A 16,397-nucleotide genomic window follows, 5' to 3' on the forward strand; every position below is an offset into this window, starting at 1 on the left:
TCGAAGGGCCTGCCACAGGAAAGGGAAGTCATGACCGCTGAGGTGTTCTACGACGACGACGCCGACCTGGGCATCATCCAGGGCAAGAAGGTCGCGGTGATCGGCTACGGCAGCCAGGGCCACGCCCACGCGCTGTCGCTGCGCGACTCGGGCGTCGAGGTCGTCATCGGTCTCCCGGAGGGCTCGAAGAGCCGGGCCAAGGCCGAGGAAGAGGGCCTGCGGGTGCTGACCCCGGCACAGGCGTCGGCCGAGGCCGACCTGATCATGGTGCTGGCGCCGGACACCGTGCAGCGCTCGCTGTACACCGAGTCGATCGCGCCGCACCTGACCGCCGGCAAGGCGCTGTTCTTCGGTCACGGCCTCAACATCCGGTACGACCTCATCAAGCCGCCGGCCGACGTCGACGTGGCGCTGGTGGCCCCGAAGGGCCCCGGTCACCTCGTCCGCCGGCAGTACGTCGACGGCAAGGGCGTGCCCGCGCTGGTCGCGGTGGAGCAGGACGCGACCGGTGGTGCGCTCGCGCTCGCGCTGTCGTACGCCAAGGGCATCGGTGGCACCCGGGCCGGTGTGATCAAGACCACGTTCAAGGAGGAGACCGAGACCGACCTGTTCGGTGAGCAGGCGGTGCTCTGCGGCGGCGCCTCGGCGTTGGTGCAGACCGGCTTCGAGGTGCTGACCGAGGCGGGGTACGCCCCCGAGGTGGCCTACTTCGAGTGCCTCCACGAGCTGAAGCTGATCGTCGACCTGATGTACGAGGGCGGCATCGCCCGGATGCGCTACAGCGTCTCCGACACCGCCGAGTACGGCGACTACACCCGTGGTCCGCGCGTCGTGGACGCCCGGGTCAAGGACGAGATGCGCAAGATCCTGGGCGAGATCCAGTCGGGTGAGTTCGCCCGCGAACTGATCGCCGAGGAGGACGCCGGCCGGCCCAACTTCAACAAGTTCCGGGCCGAGGGCGCCGCGCACCCGATCGAGGAAACCGGTCGGAAATTGCGTGGGATGATGAGCTGGGTCGATCGGCCGATCACCGAGACCGCCTGACGCTCTCGATCAACAAACGGCACTTTATCGAGGCGTTCCCGACATGTCGCCCAAGCGGCATCGGGAACGCCTCGAGCATTGTGCGTTACGTCCAGGTTGCGAATCAGAGTCCGTTCGTGGCGGAAGTCGAGCGCTGTGCCTATTTGGCCGTTGGTTACAACCAGTTAATCTAAGTCTCCGGTAGTGTCGCCGCATGCGTCTGGAGCACTCGCACCGTACCGAACGCTTCGGCGCCGTTCGCATCCACGAACTTCAGCGCGTTGTCGAGCTGGACTCCGGGGATGCCACGGGGGCCCGGGGCAGTGGCATCGTCTCGCACGATGCGATCCGCGCCATCGAGCGCGAGATGGTCATTGTCATTCCGTGCATGAATGAGACACGGAGGGTAATCGAGGGTGTGCTCTCCGGGATCCCGCACGACTGCCTGATCGTGCTGGTTTCGAACAGTGACCGACATCCGGTCGACCGCTTCGAAATCGAGGTGCAGACCGTCGAGCAGTTCTGCCAGTCGGCCGAACGCCCCGCGATCACCATCCATCAGCGCGACCCGGGCCTCGCCGCGGCCGTCAAGGCGGCCGGCATGCCCGAGCTGGTCGACAGCGACGGGCTGGTCCGCACCGGCAAGGGCGAGGCGATGCTGATCGGGATGGCCGTCGCCGCCATGACCGGACGGGCGTACATCGGCTACGTGGACGCCGACAACTACGTGCCCGGGGCCGTGCACGAATACGTCAAGGTCTACGCCGCCGGCCTGCACCTGGCCGCCAACCCGTACGCCATGGTCCGGATCTCCTGGCACTCCAAGCCCAAGCTGCGTGACGGCCGGCTCTTCTTCAGCCGCCGCGGCCGCAGCTCCGAGATCACCAACCAGTTCCTCAACCGGCTGGTCGCCGAATACTCCGGGTTCGGCACCGAGGTCATCGCGACCGGCAACGCCGGTGAACACGCGCTCAGCCTCGACCTCGGGCTCCGGATGCGGCTGGCCGGCGGGTTCGCCGTCGAACCCTTCGAGTACGTGGATCTCTTCGAGCAGTTCGGCGGGGTGCTTCCGGCCTCGTATCCGGAGGTCATGAGCAGTTCGGTGCCGGTCCTCCAGATCGAGACCCGCAACCCGCACTTCCACGACAACAAGGGCGAGGACCACGTCCAGGGCATGCGGATGCAGGCGTTGAACGTGCTCTACCACTCGCCGGTGTCGCTGCCGGCGGTACGCGAGGCGATCCTCGACTTCATGGTCGCCCAGGGCGCGCTCGCCCCCGGCGAGGAGCCGCCCCGGGAGCGGATCTACCCGCCGGTCGGGTCTCTGGACTTCGACCTCCTCTTCGACTCGCTGACGGCCGAGGCGAGCAGCTTCCGGCAGGTCGGCACCGGTCCAGTCGTGGAAAGACCGAGCCCGCGGGGCCGAACTCCGGAGATCGCAAGCCCCGCGTGAGGGGGCTCACCTGGAGGCGGTTGCGCGGGCGTTAGGTCGGGTTTGTGAGGGCACTCACGCGGGGGTGCGGGCCGTGGTGGCGCCGGTGGCGCCTACGATCGCGGTAGGCCGCATCCCCGTTGTGTATCCCGCTCGGGGAGCGCTGGGCGCAGAGCGGCGCCCCGCCGCCGCACACCACTCGCCTCCTGACGACATATACGAGGACCGATGACTCCTGTCGTACTGATCGCTGAAGAGCTCGCCCCCGCCGCGCTCGACGTCCTGGCCCACGACTTCGACGTGCGGCACGTCGACGGCACCGACCGGGGCGCTCTGCTGTCCGCTCTCGCCGACGCCGACGCGGTAATCGTGCGCAGTGCCACGCAGATCGACGCCGAGGCCGTGGCCGCCGCACCGCGGCTCAAGGTCGTCGCGCGGGCCGGTGTCGGCCTCGACAACGTCGAGGTGCCGGCCGCGACCGCCCGCGGCGTCATGGTGGTCAACGCGCCCACGTCCAACATCGTCTCCGCCGCCGAGCAGGCCGTCGCCCTGCTGCTGGCCGTGGCCCGCAACACCGCCAGCGCCAGCGCCGCGCTCAAGGCCGGCGAGTGGAAGCGCTCGAAGTACACCGGCGTCGAGGTGCAGGGCAAGACCGTCGGCGTGGTCGGGCTCGGCCGTATCGGCGTGCTCTTCGCCCAGCGGATCGCCGCGTTCGGCACCCGCCTGATCGCGTACGACCCCTACATCCAGCCGGCCCGCGCCGCCCAGCTCGGCGTACGGCTCGTCGGCCTGGAGGAGCTGCTGCGCGAGAGCGACTTCATCTCCATCCACCTGCCGAAGACGCCGGAGACCGTCGGCCTGATCGGCGAGAAGGAACTCGCGATCGTCAAGCCCGGCGTCCGCATCGTCAACGCGGCCCGGGGCGGCCTGGTCGACGAGCAGGCGCTCGCCGACGCACTCGCCGAGGGCCGGGTCGGCGGCGCCGGCGTCGACGTCTACGCCAAGGAGCCGTGCACCGCGTCGCCGCTGTTCGCGTTCGACAACGTGGTGGCCACCCCGCACCTGGGCGCGTCGACCGCCGAGGCGCAGGACAAGGCCGGCCTCGCCGTCGCCAAGAGCGTCAAGCTGGCGCTCCAGGGCGAGTTCGTGCCGGACGCGGTCAACGTCCAGGCCGGCGGCGTCGTCGCCGAGGACGTACGGCCGCTGCTGCCCCTGGCCGAGAAGCTCGGCAAGGTGTTCACCGCGGTCGCCGGCGGGATCGCCGCCAGCGTCACCGTCGAGGTACGCGGCGAGATCGTCGCCAACGACGTCTCGGTGCTCAAGCTCGCCGCCACCAAGGGCCTGTTCACCTCCGTGGTCGAGGAGCAGGTGACGTACGTCAACGCGCCGCACCTGGCCGCAGACCGGGGCGTGGCCGTCGAGCTGGCCACCTTCGCCGACACCGCCGACCAGCCCAACCTGGTCACCGTGCGTGGCGCGCTGCCCGACGGCCGTACCGTGTCGGTGTCCGGGACCGTGGTCACCAGTGGCACCCGCGAGGTCATCAAGCTCACCGAGGTCGACGGCTTCGACCTGGAGCTGGGCGCCGAGGGGATCCTGCTCTTCCTGCGCTACGTCGACCGGCCCGGCGTGGTCGGCACGATCGGCTCGATCCTGGGCGAGGCCGGTGTGAACATCGCCGCGATGCAGGTGGCCCGGCGCGAGGCCGGCGGTGAGGCGCTGATGACCCTCACCGTCGACTCGGCGGTCGGTGTGGAGCTGCTCGCCTCGGCCGCCGACGCGGTCGGCGCGGTCGCCGCGAGCGCGGCGGACCTGCGCGACGAGTAGGCAACGGCGACCCGGCGGGTGTCCGACAGCGGTCGGTCACCCGCCGGCCCGTTCTGCCGCGGCCGGCGGCGCCCCGGGCCGACGGCGCGTGGTCAGCGTCCCACGGTGGCCGGTGGCGGATACACCGAACCGTCCTGCAGGTCGAGCAGCAGCAACCCGTGCATGCCGGCGAGCCGCTCCACGGTCAGCAGCACCTCGTCGGCACAGGTCTCGGTCAGGTTCATCTCCAGGTGGTCGACGGCGACGTGCAGCGGTGTCACCGCCCACGGGGAGTTGGCGGCCCGTTCCGGATAGCTCGCGGTCAACGCGGCGTGGAACGTGACGATGCGGCGATCGGGCGGACCCGCCCGGTGCTCGCCCCGCCGGCACGACTCGTGGGCGGCGCGTACATTCGCCGCCGTGGCGCCCGTTGCGAGGGCCCACACGACCAGATCGAAACTCACGCGCCACAGACTGCCATCCGACCGGGGTCAGGTCTCGCGCAACCCCGGATCGACACGCGGTGGACGTACCTCTTGCGCTCGGTGAGCTGCAATCGATAGCGTATCCGCGCGGTTACGCAGTGATTCCCGGGTGTGGGCTCGTCTTCGGGTGATGGGACACCACGTCGGGTGCGTGCCCGAAACTTGTGCGCGAGCCACGCGTACTCGTCTTTGACCGGCCCTCGCGATCTGTTGCCGAGATCGTGGGGGCCGGTCGTCTTTTCGGGCGGCCGACCGTCCGCTCAGCGGGTCGGGGCGAGGAGCGCCCGGTAGCCGTCCGCGGTGGGAAACCAGGCCAGCCCGGCGCGGCCGGCGGCGAAGAGCGCCGTCGCGTAGGCGTCGGCGACCGCCAGGTCCGGGCCGGTCACGGTGGCCGCCGCGAGGTGGTGGACCGCCTCGCCGGTGTGCGGGTCGACGACGTGGTTCTGGTGGCCGGCCACACCCGATGTGCCGACCGCGCCGCCGGTCATCGCCAGCATGATCGGCGGCCGCTTCGTCTGGTACGGGTGGTGGATCGCGACCCGCCACGGCCCACCGTGCGGCGCGTGCCCGCGTACGGTCAGGTCGGCTCCGCTGACCACGGCGTAGTCCTCGATGCCGGCGGCGCGAAGCCGGGCCGCGGCCCGCTCGACCGCCCAGCCCTTGATCAGGCCGCTCGGGTCGAAGCCGCCCGGCACCGCCCAGGCGTCGAACCAGCCGTCGGTCGCCGCCCGCATCGCGTTGCAGCGTTCGACGATGTCGAGCAGCGGCGGGTAGGCCTCGGGGGCCACCTCGCCGCGACGCAGCCGGGACACCAGACTGCCCTCGCGCAGCGGGCTGTAGGTCACGTCGATGGCGCGCAGTTCGGCGACCGCGTCACCGATCGCCTCGCCCAGCATCCGCCGGGTCATCCAGGCCGGCCCGTTGAGCACCAGCGAGTAGTCGGCGGTCGAGGTCTGCACGGTGTGCCGGGCGACCAGCCGGTCCGGGCCGGCGCCGCCGCTGGTCGGCCGGGACCGGGCGGCCGGGCCGCCGAGGCGTACGTCGGGTCTGGCGGGCTGGTCACCGGGTGCGATGGTGCGGACGGTGTCGGTGTTACGGGTGGTGCGGTGGATCGGCATTACCTTCGGCCCCCTCTGCCGGACGTCACCCAACCTAGGCGGCGGACGTGACCTCGTGGTGGATTTTCGCTGTGAAGCTTCTGTACAGCACGAATTTCCAGACTCTGGGATGCTCGTACCGGAGGACGGGACGATCGCCTAACGTTCGGTAAACAGCGAGGGTTAAGGAGTTCGACGTGTCGGTGGCACGGATCGCGGTGGTGGCCGGAGACGGCATCGGGACCGAGGTGGTCGCGCAGGCCCGCAAGGTCCTCGACGCCGTACTGCCCGGCGTGGAGGCCACCGAGTACGACCTCGGGGCCGCCCGCTACAACCGCACCGGCGAGGTGCTTCCCGACTCCGTGCTGACCGAACTCGCCGACCACGACGCGATCCTGCTCGGCGCCGTCGGTGACCCCAGCGTGCCGCCGGGGGTCCTCGAACGCGGTCTGCTGCTCCGGCTCCGCTTCGCCTTCGACCAGTACGTCAACCTGCGCCCGTCCCGGCTGTGGCCGGGCACCGCGAGCCCGCTCGCCGGCGTCAAGGCGGGCGAGATCGACCTCGTCGTGGTCCGCGAGGGCACCGAGGGGCTGTACACCGGCGCGGGCGGCTCGCTGCACCGCGACACCCCCGCCGAGGTCGCCACCGAGGAGAGCCTCAACACCCGGCACGGCGTGGAGCGGGTCATCCGCGACGCGTTCGCCCGCGCCGAGCGCCGCGAGCGCCGTAAGGTGACCCTGGTCCACAAGACCAATGTGCTGACCCACTCCGGTTCGCTGTGGGCCCGGGCGTTCCAGGCGGTCGCCGCCGAGCACCCCGACGTGACCACCGAATACCAGCACGTCGACGCCGCCGCGATGTTCCTGGTCACCCAGCCGCAGCGGTACGACGTCGTGGTCACCGACAACCTGTTCGGTGACATCCTCACCGACATCGCCGCCGCCGTCAGTGGCGGCATCGGGCTGGCCGCCAGCGGCTGCATCAACCCCGAGCGGGCCTACCCGTCGATGTTCGAGCCGGTACACGGCTCGGCACCGGACATCGCCGGCAAGGGCGTAGCCGACCCGGCCGCCGCCGTACTGTCCGCGGCGCTGCTGCTCGACCACCTCGGCCACCCCGAGGCGGCGCACCGGGTGTCCGAGGCGGTAGCGGCGGAACTCGCCGCCCGCGTACCGGGGGCACCGCTGCGCACCGAAGAGGTCGGCGACCGGCTCGCCGCCCACGCGGCGGGCTGACCCGCCCCGCACACCGCCGGCCCGGGCCGGCCGGACGATCGTCCGGCCGGCCCGGACCGATCCCTTCCGCACGCCCCGACCGGGGGACTCCACCGGCCATCCGCGACGGCCACCTCGCCGTCGGCGCAGCTGGCCGGGGCCATCGCCCTTGAACGACCGTTCGGGGTACATTCCAGGCACCAGTCCCGTTCCCCTGGCGTGCCCCCGTCCGCGCACGCCGGCAATCTTGGAGGTCAAACGCGATGAGCGGTGGTGACAAGCTCGACTTCGAGATCCGTCCGAATCCTGCGCCGGTATCCGCCGCCGAACGAGCCGCGCTGCTGGCCGATCCGGGATTCGGCCGGGTCTTCACCGACCACATGGTCACGATCCGCTACGCCGACGGCAAAGGCTGGTACGACGCCCGGGTCGAGGCCCGCGCGCCGATCCCGATGGACCCGGCCACCGCGGTCCTGCACTACGCCCAGGAGATCTTCGAAGGGCTCAAGGCATACCACGCCGGCGACGGGGGAGTGACCCTCTTCCGCCCGGAGGCCAACGCCGCCCGGTTCACCGCCTCCGCCCAGCGGATGGCGATGGCACAACTGCCCGAGCAGGCGTTCCTGGACTCGCTGCGGCACCTCATCGAGGCCGACCGCGAGTGGATCCCGGCCGGCGACGACGGCAGCCTCTACCTGCGCCCGTTCATGTACGCCAGCGAGGTGTTCCTCGGCGTCCGGCCGGCCGCCGAATACCTGTACGTGCTGATCGCCTCGCCGGTCGGGTCGTACTTCGCCGGCGGGGTCAAGCCGGTCACCGTCTGGGTGTCGCCGCACTACACGCGGGCCGCGCCCGGCGGCACGGGGGCCGCGAAGTGCGGCGGCAACTACGCCGCGTCGCTGGTCGCCCAGGCCGAGGCGATCGAGCACGGCTGCGACCAGGTGGTGTTCCTCGACACGGTCGAGCGCCGCTACGTCGACGAACTCGGCGGCATGAACGTCTTCTTCGTGTACGACGACGGCACGCTGGTCACCCCGCCGCTGACCGGGACGATCCTGCCGGGCATCACCCGGGATTCGGTGATCACCCTGGCCCGCGAGGCGGGGCACGAGGTGGTCGAGCGGCCGGTCGCCTTCGACGAGTGGCAGGCCGACGCGGCGAGCGGCCGGCTGCGCGAGGTGTTCGCCTGCGGGACCGCCGCGGTGATCACGCCGATCGGCCGGGTGCGGTTCCCCGACGGCGAGTTCGCGATCGCCGACGGCGGGCCGGGCGAGGTCAGCATGGCGATCCGGCAGCGGCTGGTCGACATCCAGCGGGGCCGGACCGACGACCCGCACGGCTGGGTGCACCGGGTCATCTGATCCGTGGTTCGCGGCGCCCCGGGCCGGCCGGCCCGGGGCGCCGCCGCGCGTCCGGCACCTCCGCTTGATCCGCGTGATCAGGGACCTTGTCGCGCGGCGCGCCGACGACGCGCCGGAAGAGGTCCCTGATCACGCGGATCTTCATTCGAGGAGATGGGTGCGCATGGCCTCCAGTTGGGCCGCGGTGACACCCGCCTTCAGCAGGTAGTTCTCGATCGACCCGTGCCGCTCCCGCAACCCGGTGAGGAACAGCAGCATCGCCTGGGCCGGCGAGGCCAGGAACGGCGCCGGGATCGGGTGGTCCGGGAACTTGGTGCGAATCCAGGCGGCGAACCGCTCCGACGCGGCCGAGGTCAGCGCGTAGTCGGCCGCGATGTCGGCGTCGCTCACCCCGAGCGTCGACAGCGTCAGCGCACACACCACACCGGTGCGGTCCTTGCCGGCCACGCAGTGCACGACGGCCGGCGCGGACCCGGCGTCGGCGACGATCCCCACCGCCCGGCCGACTCCGGACACCCCCGTCTCGGCGAGTTCGAGGTAGCGGTCCGCGAGATAGCGGCCGACGCCCAGTGCCTCGTCGTACGGGATCTCGATCCAGTCCCGGTGCTCGGGATGGATGTGCCGGTAGTCCAGGCCGACGAAGTCCGGAACCCGCCCGTCGCGGCGCACCTCCGTCGGCCGCCGCAGGTCGATGACGGTCTTCACGCCGAGCAGCGCGAACGCGTCCCGGTCGGCGCCGTCGAGGCGGTGCAGCGAGTCGGAGCGGTAGAGCCGTTTCCAGCGGACGGTGCGGCCGTCGAGACCGGCGTAGCCGCCGACGTCGCGGAAGTTGAACATGGTCGAGAAGGCCAGGGCACGGTTGACCGGGGTGACATCCACGCCCTCACCGTAGCGCCGGTCCGGTGTGGTGCGGGACACCGGAAAAGGGAATGACCGGGCCGCCGTCCGGTGCTTACCGTACGGCGTGCACAGTTATCGCCGGGACCTGGAACTGCTGCGCGACCGACGCTTCGCCCTGCTGTTCACCGCCCGTACGGTCTCCGTGCTCGGCAGCGCCTTCGCCCCGGTGGCGCTGGCCTTCGGGGTGCTGGAGCTGGCCGGTGCGAACGCCACCACCCTGTCGGTGGTGCTGGTCGCCCAGTCGGTCCCCCAGGTCGTGTTCATGCTCGCCGGCGGGGTGCTCGCCGACCGCTTCCCACGCTACCGGGTCATGATCGCCGGTGAGGTGTTGTGCGCGGCGGCGTACACGGTGCTCGCCGCGATGCTGGTGACCGGCTGGGCGCCGCTGCCCGGCCTGGTCGTCGCCGCGGCGCTGTCCGGGATCGGGGTGGCGCTGTTCTTCCCGGCGTTGGTCGGGATCGTGCCGGAGGTGGTCGCCGCCGAACGCCTCCAGTCCGCCAACGGCCTGCTGCGGCTCGGCACGAACTCCGCCCGGATCGCCGGCTACGCCCTCGCCGGCGGCACCGTCGTGCTGGTCGGGGCGGGGCCGGCACTGGCCGTCAGCGCGGCGATGTTCGCCGGCTCGGCCCTGCTGATCGCCGCGCTGCGGCTGCCGCCCCGGGTGCGGTCGGCGACCGGTCCGGCGACCACCCCGCTCACCGACCTGCGCGACGGCTGGCGGGAGTTCGTCTCCCGGCAGTGGCTGTGGGTCATCGTGCTCCAGTTCGCCTTCCTCGTCATGGCTCTGCAGGCGGCGCACGGGGTGCTCGGCCCGGTGGTGGCCAAGGAGGACCTGGGCGGCGCGGCGGCCTGGTCGGCGGTGCTCGCCGGCGAGGCGGTCGGCATGCTCGTCGGAGTGGTGATCGCCATTCGCATCCGGCCGCGCCGGCCGATGCTGGTGGCCGTGGTGCTGACCCTGCCGACGGCGCTGCCCTACCTGCTGCTCGGCGCCTACGCGCCACTGTGGACGGTGGTGTTCGGCGCGGTCGTGATGGGCATCTGCTTCGACATCTTCGGCGTGCTGTGGGAGACCAGCCTCCAGCGGGAAGTCCCGCCGGACGTGCTGAGCCGGGTCAGCTCGTACGACGCCCTGGGCTCGCTGATGTTCGGGCCGATCGGGCTGCTCGTCGCCGGGCCGGCGGCGGCGGTGTTCGGCGCCCGTCCGACGCTGATCGCCTGCGGCGGGCTGATCGTGCTGGCGACGCTGGCGGCCCTGTGCTCGCCCGGCGTACGCAACATGCGGCTGACCGAACCGGTGCCGGCCGGCACCCGCCCGGACGACCCGGGGCCCGTGGTCGAACCGGTGCCGAAGGTCGTCGCACCGGGGACCTGAGCGGGCGGTCGCACCGCGCGGGCCGGAACCGCCGACGGCCGGCGGGGCAGCGCCCCACCGGCCGTCGGCGTCGGTTCGGTCCGCCGCCTACATGATCTGCGGAGGCAGCGCGGTCGTGCCGGGGGAACCGTACGAGTCGCCGTAGTGGCCACCCAGCTTCTCCCGGTACGCCGGATCGTGGTGCCGATCCGGGTCGAACTCGGGTGCGGCCTTGATGTGTGCCTTGTCCTTGTTGACGTAGACCTTCTGGTCATCGTGGTCGACGTGGTTGACCACGCCGGCCGGCAGCATGACCTTGTTGCCGAAGATCCACGGTCCGGTGTCGACCACGAGATAGCTGGAGTTCACCTCGTAGCTGGCGGAATCGACCTTTCCGATCCCGCCGTCGGTGGCCTCCACCTTGTAGCCGACCAGATCGGCACCGGTGACCCCGGCGTCCTGGCGGTAGCTCCAGGGGTCGAAGTCACCCGCGGGGGGACCGCCCGGAACGACGCCCTGGGCGCCGTCGCGCATCGGGTCCTGTGTCGGGTGCACCGGATCCTGGGTGCCGTACGGGGTCGTCTGAGGGTCGAGCCGGGTCATCTGGCTGCCTCCTCTTCTCGACGTTGACTTTCCTCGGTCGAGAGGATTCCTACCCCGGTCCGGCCCAAGCGACACATCTTCATCGACGGACGTGTCGCGCGGGCCGGAGCGAGGAGGGGTCAGGCCAGGGCGGTCTCGGCGTCGAGGGTGACCGCGGCGGCGTGTACGACGGCGGCGATCCGCAGCGCCTCGTGCACCTGTTCACGGGTGTATCCCGCGCCGCGCAACGTCTTCTCGTGCGACTCCAGGCACACCCCGCAACCGGTGATCGCGGAGACGGCCAGGCACCACAGTTCGAAGTCGCCCTTGTCGACGCCGGGCCGGGCGATGATCTGCATCCGGAGGCGGGCCGGGATCGTCGCGTACGACTCGTCGCCGATCAGGTGCTTGGCCCGGTAGTAGACGTTGTTCATCGCCATGACGGCGGCCGCGCCCTTGGCCGCCTCGACGGCCTCGGGCTCGAGGGTGCCGGCGGCCTCCTCGGCGATCTCCCGCAGCACGATCGGGTTGCGGGCGGCCACCGCGCAGGCCAGGGCGGTGCCCCAGGCCTGCGCCGGGCTCAGCGTCGAGGTGCCCACGGTGGAGCCGAGGTTGAGCTTGATGTCCTTGGCGTACTCCGGCAGGGCCGCCTTGATGACGTCGAGGCCCATGGGTCAGGCGCCCGCGAGGAGCTTCTTGGCGTCGAGGGTCTCGCCGCCCTTGTTCCAGTTGCACGGGCACAGTTCGTCGGTCTGGAGCGCGTCGAGGACCCGCAGCACCTCGGAGACGTTGCGGCCGACCGAGCCGGCGGTGACCATCGCGAACTGGATTTCGTTGTTCGGGTCCACGATGAAGGTCGCCCGTTGGGCCACGCCGTCCTCGCCCAGCACCCCGGCGGCGGCCGACAACTCGCGCTTGATGTCGCTCAGCATCGGGAACGGCAGGTCGCGCAGGTCCGGGTGGTCCTTGCGCCAGGCGTAGTGCACGAACTCCGAGTCGACCGAGACGCCGAGCACCTGGGCGTCACGGTCGGCGAACTCGCCGTCGAGGCGGCCGAACTCGGCGATCTCCGTCGGACAGATGAACGTGAAGTCCTTCGGCCAGAAGAACACCACCCGCCACTTGCCCTCGTAGCTCTTGTTGGTGATGGTCGTGAAGGCCTGGTCGGCGTCGAGCGAGACACAGGCGGCGAGTTCGTACTGCGGGAAGTGGTCACCGACGGTGAGCACGGTACCTCCATGTGGGCGGTATCTGGATTCAGTCCAGATCATTCCCGGCACCTGTTTCGGTCCGATGGCGCAGCAGTGAAGTGTGAATCCTGTCACGGGCTGACAAATCGGACCGATCGACGTCGCCCACTGCCTCCCGATCCGGCTTCCCGAAATGTGGATTCTCTCTCCCGGATCCTGACGGAGGTGGCAGAGTGTGACGGGTGAACAACCTCGCCCTGATTATTGGCACCTAGCGCGCCGGCATCCCCCTCGCCGAGCGCGCAGACCTCCCGCATCCGCGGGGGTCTTTTTGTTGGTCCGGACCCGCCGCGAACCGCCGCCCACCGGCTCGAAAGGAACCTCCCATGACCTACCAGGTGTACGACACGACGCTGCGCGACGGGGGACAGCGCGAGGGAATCAGCTATTCCGTCGCCGACAAGCTCGCCATCGCCCGGCTGCTCGACGAGTTCGGCGTCGGCTTCATCGAGGGCGGGTGGCCGGGAGCCATGCCCAAGGACACCGAGTTCTTCCGAAGGGCCCGCACCGAACTCGACCTGAAACACGCCGTCCTGGTCGCCTTCGGCGCCACCCGCAAGGCCGGCGTCGCCGTCGGGGACGACCCCCAGGTACGGGCCCTGCTCGACGCGCAGACCCCGGCGGTCTGCCTGGTCGCCAAGTCCGACATCCGGCACGTCGAGCGGGCCCTGCGCACCACCGGTGCGGAGAACCTCGACATGGTCCGCGACACCGTCGCCTGGTTCGTCGCCCAGGGCCGTCGCGTCTTCCTCGACTGCGAGCACTTCTTCGACGGCTACCGCCACGACCCGGCGTACGCCGCCTCGGTCGTCACGGCCGCGCTCGACGCCGGAGCCGAGCGGGTCGTCCTCTGCGACACCAACGGCGGCATGCTGCCGTCGCAGGTGACCACGGTGATCGGTGAACTCGTCGAGCGGGTCGGGGTGCCGGCCGACCGGTTCGGCATCCACTGCCAGAACGACACCGCCTGCGCCGTCGCCAACACCGTGGCCGCCGTCGAGGCCGGCGTCCGCCACTTCCAGGGCACCGCCAACGGATACGGCGAACGCCCCGGCAACGCCGACCTGTTCGCCGTCGTCGGCAACCTGCAACTCAAGCTCGGGCTGCCCGTCCTACCCGACGGCTGCCTGGAACAGATGGTGCGCGTCTCGCACGCCATCGCAGAGATCGCCAACATCGCCCCCGACACCCACCAGGCATACGTCGGGGCCGCCGCCTTCGCCCACAAGGCCGGGCTGCACGCGAGCGCGATCAAGGTGGATCCGCTGCTCTACAACCACGTGGACCCGACGGTGGTCGGGAACGACATGCGGATCCTGGTGACGGAGATGGCCGGCCGGGCCAGCATCGAGCTGAAGAGCCGCGAACTCGGGCTCGACCTGGCCGGCCATCCCGACGCCGTCTCCCGGGTCACCAACCGGGTCAAGGACATGGAGGCCGGCGGCTGGTCGTTCGAGGCCGCCGACGCGTCGTTCGAACTGCTGGTCCGCTCCGAACTGCCCGGCGCCGAGGTGGCCCGGCCGTTCACCCTGGAGTCCTACCGGGTCATCGTCGAACACCGCGAGGACGGCGCGGTCGTCTCCGAGGCGACCGTCAAGGTCCGGGTACGCGGCGAACGGGTCATCGCCACCGCCGAGGGCAACGGCCCCGTCAACGCCCTCGACGAGGCGCTGCGGCTGGCGCTGCTGCGCCACTACCCGCAGCTCAAGGGCTTCGAACTCGCCGACTACAAGGTCCGCATCCTGGAAGGCACGCACGGCACCGGCGCGATCACCCGGGTGCTGGTCGAGACCGCCGACAACGGCGGCCGGGACTGGACCACGGTCGGCGTCCACGAGAACGTGGTCGAGGCGAGCTGGCGGGCGCTGGTCGACGCGTTGACGTACGGGCTGGCCCGGACCCCGGCGGCCTGACGCCCGCCGGCCCGGTCGGCCGGACGCCATCCGGCCGGCCGGGCACTCGTCCGGCCGGCGCGGGCACACTATCCGCCCGGCGGGGGCGCTATCCGGCCGGCCGGGCGCTATCCGGCTGGCAGGGGCACTATCCGGCTGGCAGGGCCAGTTCGGCCAGCACCGCCCGGTGGTCGCTGCCGGCCACCGGGTGCACCGCGACCGCGCGTACCCCGATCCGGCGGTCCACCAGCACGTGGTCGATGGTCACCGGCGGGATCGGGTCGCCGTCGTACGGGCCCCAGGTGCCGATCAGCCCCGCGCCCCGGGCGGCGGCCGCGTCGACGTACCCGGTGTCGATCAGTGCCCGCAGCGGGGCGTGGTCGAGGGTGGCGTTGAAGTCGCCGGCCAGCACCCGCAGCGGCCCGTCCGGAGTGGCCGCCGGCTGTGCCGCAAGGTCCGTGCGCCAGGCGTCGAGGACCGACAGGGCGTACGGCGCCGCCGGATGCACCGACTCGGCCAGCACCCCCGGCCCGTCCGGTACCGCCACCGTGCCGTACGCCTGGCTGAACCCGCCGTCGTTCCACCGGATCCCGGTGTCGGACAACGGGAAGCGGGAGTAGAGCGCCGAGCCCTGCGTGCCGACGAGCGGGTTGGTCACCCGGTGTGGCAGCACGTCGGCGATGCCCAACGTGTCGAGGGCGGCCTGGGCGTCCGGGGTGAACTCCTGCAACGCCAACACGTCCACCCGCTCCGCCCGGACCAGCGCGAGCACCGCCGCCGGATCGGCCGCCCCGGCGAGCACGTTGCTGGTCAACACCCGCAGCACCGGCCCGCCGGGCGCCGGCCCGCGGTCCGGCACGACCCGCGGCACGACCACGCCCAGCAGCGCCAGCGCGGCGACCGCCGCGACGCCAACGGCCCACCAGCGGCGCAGCGCGAGCGCCAGGACCACCGGCAGCACGCTCCACGCGGCGACGTACGGCGTGAAGGCCAGCAACTGCACCAGCGGCCCCCACTCCACGCCGAGGACCCGGACGACCGCCCAGACCAGTCCCGGCGCGGCCATCAGCCAACACAGCACAGTCAGCGGGCGGGACGCCCGTCGGGCCGGCCGCGCCGGCGCCTCCCTCGTGTCGACGCTCATGCCGCGAAACGGTAGCCGACCCGATCATCCCGTCCCGCCGTTCTGGATCGGTGCGACGCTCGGCCCAGCGCCGGTGGGCAACGGCCGGGACAGGTCTGGTGCGCCCCGCAGCGGCAGACGGTGGGTGACGGCTGCGCCGATCGTTTCGCCAAAGGCCGTCAGAGTGGGTCGAGGCGATGCTTGAGCAGGCAGAACTCGTTGCCTTCCGGATCGGCGAGGACGTGCCAGGACGCCCCGGCAGGCTGGCCGATGTCGACGAGTCTGGCCCCGGCGGCCAGGAGGCGCTCGAGCTCGGCGTCCTGATCGCGGTCGGTGGGATTGACGTCGATGTGCAACCGGGCGGGCCCGGTCTTCGGCAGGTCGTCGCGGATGAGGAAGATCGTCGGCTGCGAGCCGTCGGACCCTTCCCGCGGACCTATCTCGACGCAGCCCTCCGCCTCGCGATCGAGCTCCGTGAAGTCCAGGACCTCGCACCAGAACCGCGCCAGCCCCTCAGGAACCAATTTCAGGCTCCCGCCAGGCCGGATCACCCGTATGTCGCCGGCCCGCTTCCTTCGGCCCGCTTTCGGTCCGCCCTGGTGACATGTGGCAGGACGGGGCGCACCGGCCTGCCGGCCGGCCGCGTCGCACGCGCGACCGAGGGGAACCGACACGATGCGGATCAGGACCATCGCCGGGCTGGCGTTCGCCGGGGCGGCCGCGGCGGCCGTGACCTTCGGCGGCATCGCATACGCCGCCGACCAGCGCCACCCGGAACCCGTGCTGCAGATCGTGACCGACGCGCCGGACCCGGATGGGCGCGACTGTCCCGAGAAGGCCGGCGACAGCGCGGCGGCCGACCTGTGAGCGCCGCCGACTCG

Annotated in this window: 16 protein-coding genes; 8 read left to right on the top strand and 8 right to left on the bottom strand. The window is 71.4% G+C overall.

Translation table 11 applies throughout. From position 1 onward, the window contains the following. Positions 1-30: 30 nt before the first annotated feature. From ilvC to serA, 3 genes are all read left to right on the top strand, one after another. Positions 31-1,044: a ketol-acid reductoisomerase gene (gene ilvC, locus Prubr_RS19045; RefSeq protein ID WP_212816310.1), complete on the top strand. Its 1,014-nt coding sequence runs from the start codon at positions 31-33 to the stop codon at positions 1,042-1,044. A 193-nt stretch (positions 1,045-1,237) separates the two neighbouring features. Next, positions 1,238-2,476 carry a mannosyl-3-phosphoglycerate synthase gene (gene mpgS, locus Prubr_RS19050; protein ID WP_212816311.1) on the top strand — a complete coding sequence of 413 codons (1,239 nt, stop codon included), beginning with the start codon at positions 1,238-1,240 and terminating at the stop codon, positions 2,474-2,476. A 207-nt stretch (positions 2,477-2,683) separates the two neighbouring features. Next, entirely contained in the window at positions 2,684-4,282 is a 1,599-nt protein-coding gene (gene serA / locus Prubr_RS19055; RefSeq protein ID WP_212816312.1) for a phosphoglycerate dehydrogenase, read from the top strand. Between the two features lie 92 nt (positions 4,283-4,374). On the opposite strand, the gene Prubr_RS19060 is transcribed toward serA, so the two are convergent. Together Prubr_RS19060 and Prubr_RS19065 are read right to left on the bottom strand one after the other, a co-directional pair. Further along, positions 4,375-4,725 (bottom strand): hypothetical protein, encoded by a 351-nt coding sequence (locus tag Prubr_RS19060; protein WP_212816313.1) that lies wholly within the window; start codon positions 4,723-4,725, stop codon positions 4,375-4,377. A gap of 281 nt (positions 4,726-5,006) precedes the next feature. Beyond that, on the bottom strand, positions 5,007-5,864 hold the full coding sequence (locus tag Prubr_RS19065; protein ID WP_212816314.1) for an FAD:protein FMN transferase: 858 nt from the start codon (positions 5,862-5,864) through the stop codon (positions 5,007-5,009). A 182-nt stretch (positions 5,865-6,046) separates the two neighbouring features. Here Prubr_RS19065 and Prubr_RS19070 point away from each other — a divergent pair, with 182 nt between their 5' ends. Next, positions 6,047-7,078 carry a 3-isopropylmalate dehydrogenase gene (locus tag Prubr_RS19070; RefSeq protein WP_212828231.1) on the top strand — a complete coding sequence of 344 codons (1,032 nt, stop codon included), beginning with the start codon at positions 6,047-6,049 and terminating at the stop codon, positions 7,076-7,078. A gap of 242 nt (positions 7,079-7,320) precedes the next feature. Beyond that, entirely contained in the window at positions 7,321-8,418 is a 1,098-nt protein-coding gene (locus Prubr_RS19075; protein ID WP_212816315.1) for a branched-chain amino acid aminotransferase, read from the top strand. Positions 8,419-8,559: 141 nt separating this feature from the next. Here the strand turns inward: Prubr_RS19075 and Prubr_RS19080 are convergent, their stop codons facing one another. Then, complete coding sequence (locus tag Prubr_RS19080) at positions 8,560-9,255, bottom strand: tyrosine-protein phosphatase (RefSeq protein ID WP_212828239.1); 696 nt, start codon at positions 9,253-9,255, stop codon at positions 8,560-8,562. Positions 9,256-9,382: 127 nt separating this feature from the next. Here Prubr_RS19080 and Prubr_RS19085 point away from each other — a divergent pair, with 127 nt between their 5' ends. Next, a complete protein-coding gene (locus Prubr_RS19085) occupies positions 9,383-10,690 on the top strand; it encodes an MFS transporter (RefSeq protein ID WP_212816316.1) in 1,308 nt (435 codons plus the stop codon). A gap of 87 nt (positions 10,691-10,777) precedes the next feature. Here Prubr_RS19085 and Prubr_RS19090 read toward each other — a convergent pair whose 3' ends face one another. The 3 genes from Prubr_RS19090 to Prubr_RS19100 all read right to left on the bottom strand — a co-directional run bounded on the left by Prubr_RS19090 (position 10,778) and on the right by Prubr_RS19100 (position 12,480). Further along, positions 10,778-11,272 carry a PRC-barrel domain containing protein gene (locus Prubr_RS19090; protein ID WP_212816317.1) on the bottom strand — a complete coding sequence of 165 codons (495 nt, stop codon included), beginning with the start codon at positions 11,270-11,272 and terminating at the stop codon, positions 10,778-10,780. 119 nt (positions 11,273-11,391) lie between these two features. Next, positions 11,392-11,922 carry an alkylhydroperoxidase, AhpD family gene (gene ahpD, locus Prubr_RS19095; protein ID WP_212816318.1) on the bottom strand — a complete coding sequence of 177 codons (531 nt, stop codon included), beginning with the start codon at positions 11,920-11,922 and terminating at the stop codon, positions 11,392-11,394. 3 nt (positions 11,923-11,925) lie between these two features. After that, positions 11,926-12,480, bottom strand: coding sequence for a peroxiredoxin (locus tag Prubr_RS19100; RefSeq protein WP_281425814.1), 555 nt, complete (start codon positions 12,478-12,480; stop codon positions 11,926-11,928). 347 nt (positions 12,481-12,827) lie between these two features. Here Prubr_RS19100 and cimA point away from each other — a divergent pair, with 347 nt between their 5' ends. Beyond that, the gene (cimA, locus tag Prubr_RS19105; protein WP_212816320.1) at positions 12,828-14,414 is read left to right on the top strand and encodes a citramalate synthase; all 1,587 of its coding nucleotides are present in this window, start codon (positions 12,828-12,830) and stop codon (positions 14,412-14,414) included. 127 nt (positions 14,415-14,541) lie between these two features. Here the strand turns inward: cimA and Prubr_RS19110 are convergent, their stop codons facing one another. Then, on the bottom strand, positions 14,542-15,537 hold the full coding sequence (locus tag Prubr_RS19110; RefSeq protein ID WP_212816321.1) for an endonuclease/exonuclease/phosphatase family protein: 996 nt from the start codon (positions 15,535-15,537) through the stop codon (positions 14,542-14,544). Positions 15,538-15,695: 158 nt separating this feature from the next. Next, complete coding sequence (locus Prubr_RS19115) at positions 15,696-16,067, bottom strand: VOC family protein (protein ID WP_246567344.1); 372 nt, start codon at positions 16,065-16,067, stop codon at positions 15,696-15,698. A 124-nt stretch (positions 16,068-16,191) separates the two neighbouring features. Here Prubr_RS19115 and Prubr_RS19120 point away from each other — a divergent pair, with 124 nt between their 5' ends. Next, complete coding sequence (locus Prubr_RS19120; RefSeq protein WP_212816323.1) at positions 16,192-16,383, top strand: hypothetical protein; 192 nt, start codon at positions 16,192-16,194, stop codon at positions 16,381-16,383. The last annotated feature ends 14 nt before the right edge of the window (positions 16,384-16,397 follow it).

The sequence above is a fragment of the Polymorphospora rubra genome (assembly GCF_018324255.1).
In the GTDB taxonomy this organism is placed as follows: Bacteria; Actinomycetota; Actinomycetes; order Mycobacteriales; family Micromonosporaceae; genus Polymorphospora; species Polymorphospora rubra.

What these genes read in the sequence shown, in the direction of transcription:
- ilvC (WP_212816310.1), top strand. Translation starts at nt 31, where the DNA reads ATGACCGCTGAGGTGTTCTACGACGACGACGCCGACCTGGGCATCATC.
- mpgS (WP_212816311.1), top strand. Translation starts at nt 1,238, where the DNA reads ATGCGTCTGGAGCACTCGCACCGTACCGAACGCTTCGGCGCCGTTCGC.
- serA (WP_212816312.1), top strand. Translation starts at nt 2,684, where the DNA reads ATGACTCCTGTCGTACTGATCGCTGAAGAGCTCGCCCCCGCCGCGCTC.
- Prubr_RS19065 (WP_212816314.1), bottom strand. Translation starts at nt 5,864, where the DNA reads ATGCCGATCCACCGCACCACCCGTAACACCGACACCGTCCGCACCATC.
- Prubr_RS19075 (WP_212816315.1), top strand. Translation starts at nt 7,321, where the DNA reads ATGAGCGGTGGTGACAAGCTCGACTTCGAGATCCGTCCGAATCCTGCG.
- Prubr_RS19080 (WP_212828239.1), bottom strand. Translation starts at nt 9,255, where the DNA reads ATGTTCAACTTCCGCGACGTCGGCGGCTACGCCGGTCTCGACGGCCGC.
- Prubr_RS19090 (WP_212816317.1), bottom strand. Translation starts at nt 11,272, where the DNA reads ATGACCCGGCTCGACCCTCAGACGACCCCGTACGGCACCCAGGATCCG.
- ahpD (WP_212816318.1), bottom strand. Translation starts at nt 11,922, where the DNA reads ATGGGCCTCGACGTCATCAAGGCGGCCCTGCCGGAGTACGCCAAGGAC.
- cimA (WP_212816320.1), top strand. Translation starts at nt 12,828, where the DNA reads ATGACCTACCAGGTGTACGACACGACGCTGCGCGACGGGGGACAGCGC.
- Prubr_RS19110 (WP_212816321.1), bottom strand. Translation starts at nt 15,537, where the DNA reads ATGAGCGTCGACACGAGGGAGGCGCCGGCGCGGCCGGCCCGACGGGCG.
- Prubr_RS19120 (WP_212816323.1), top strand. Translation starts at nt 16,192, where the DNA reads ATGCGGATCAGGACCATCGCCGGGCTGGCGTTCGCCGGGGCGGCCGCG.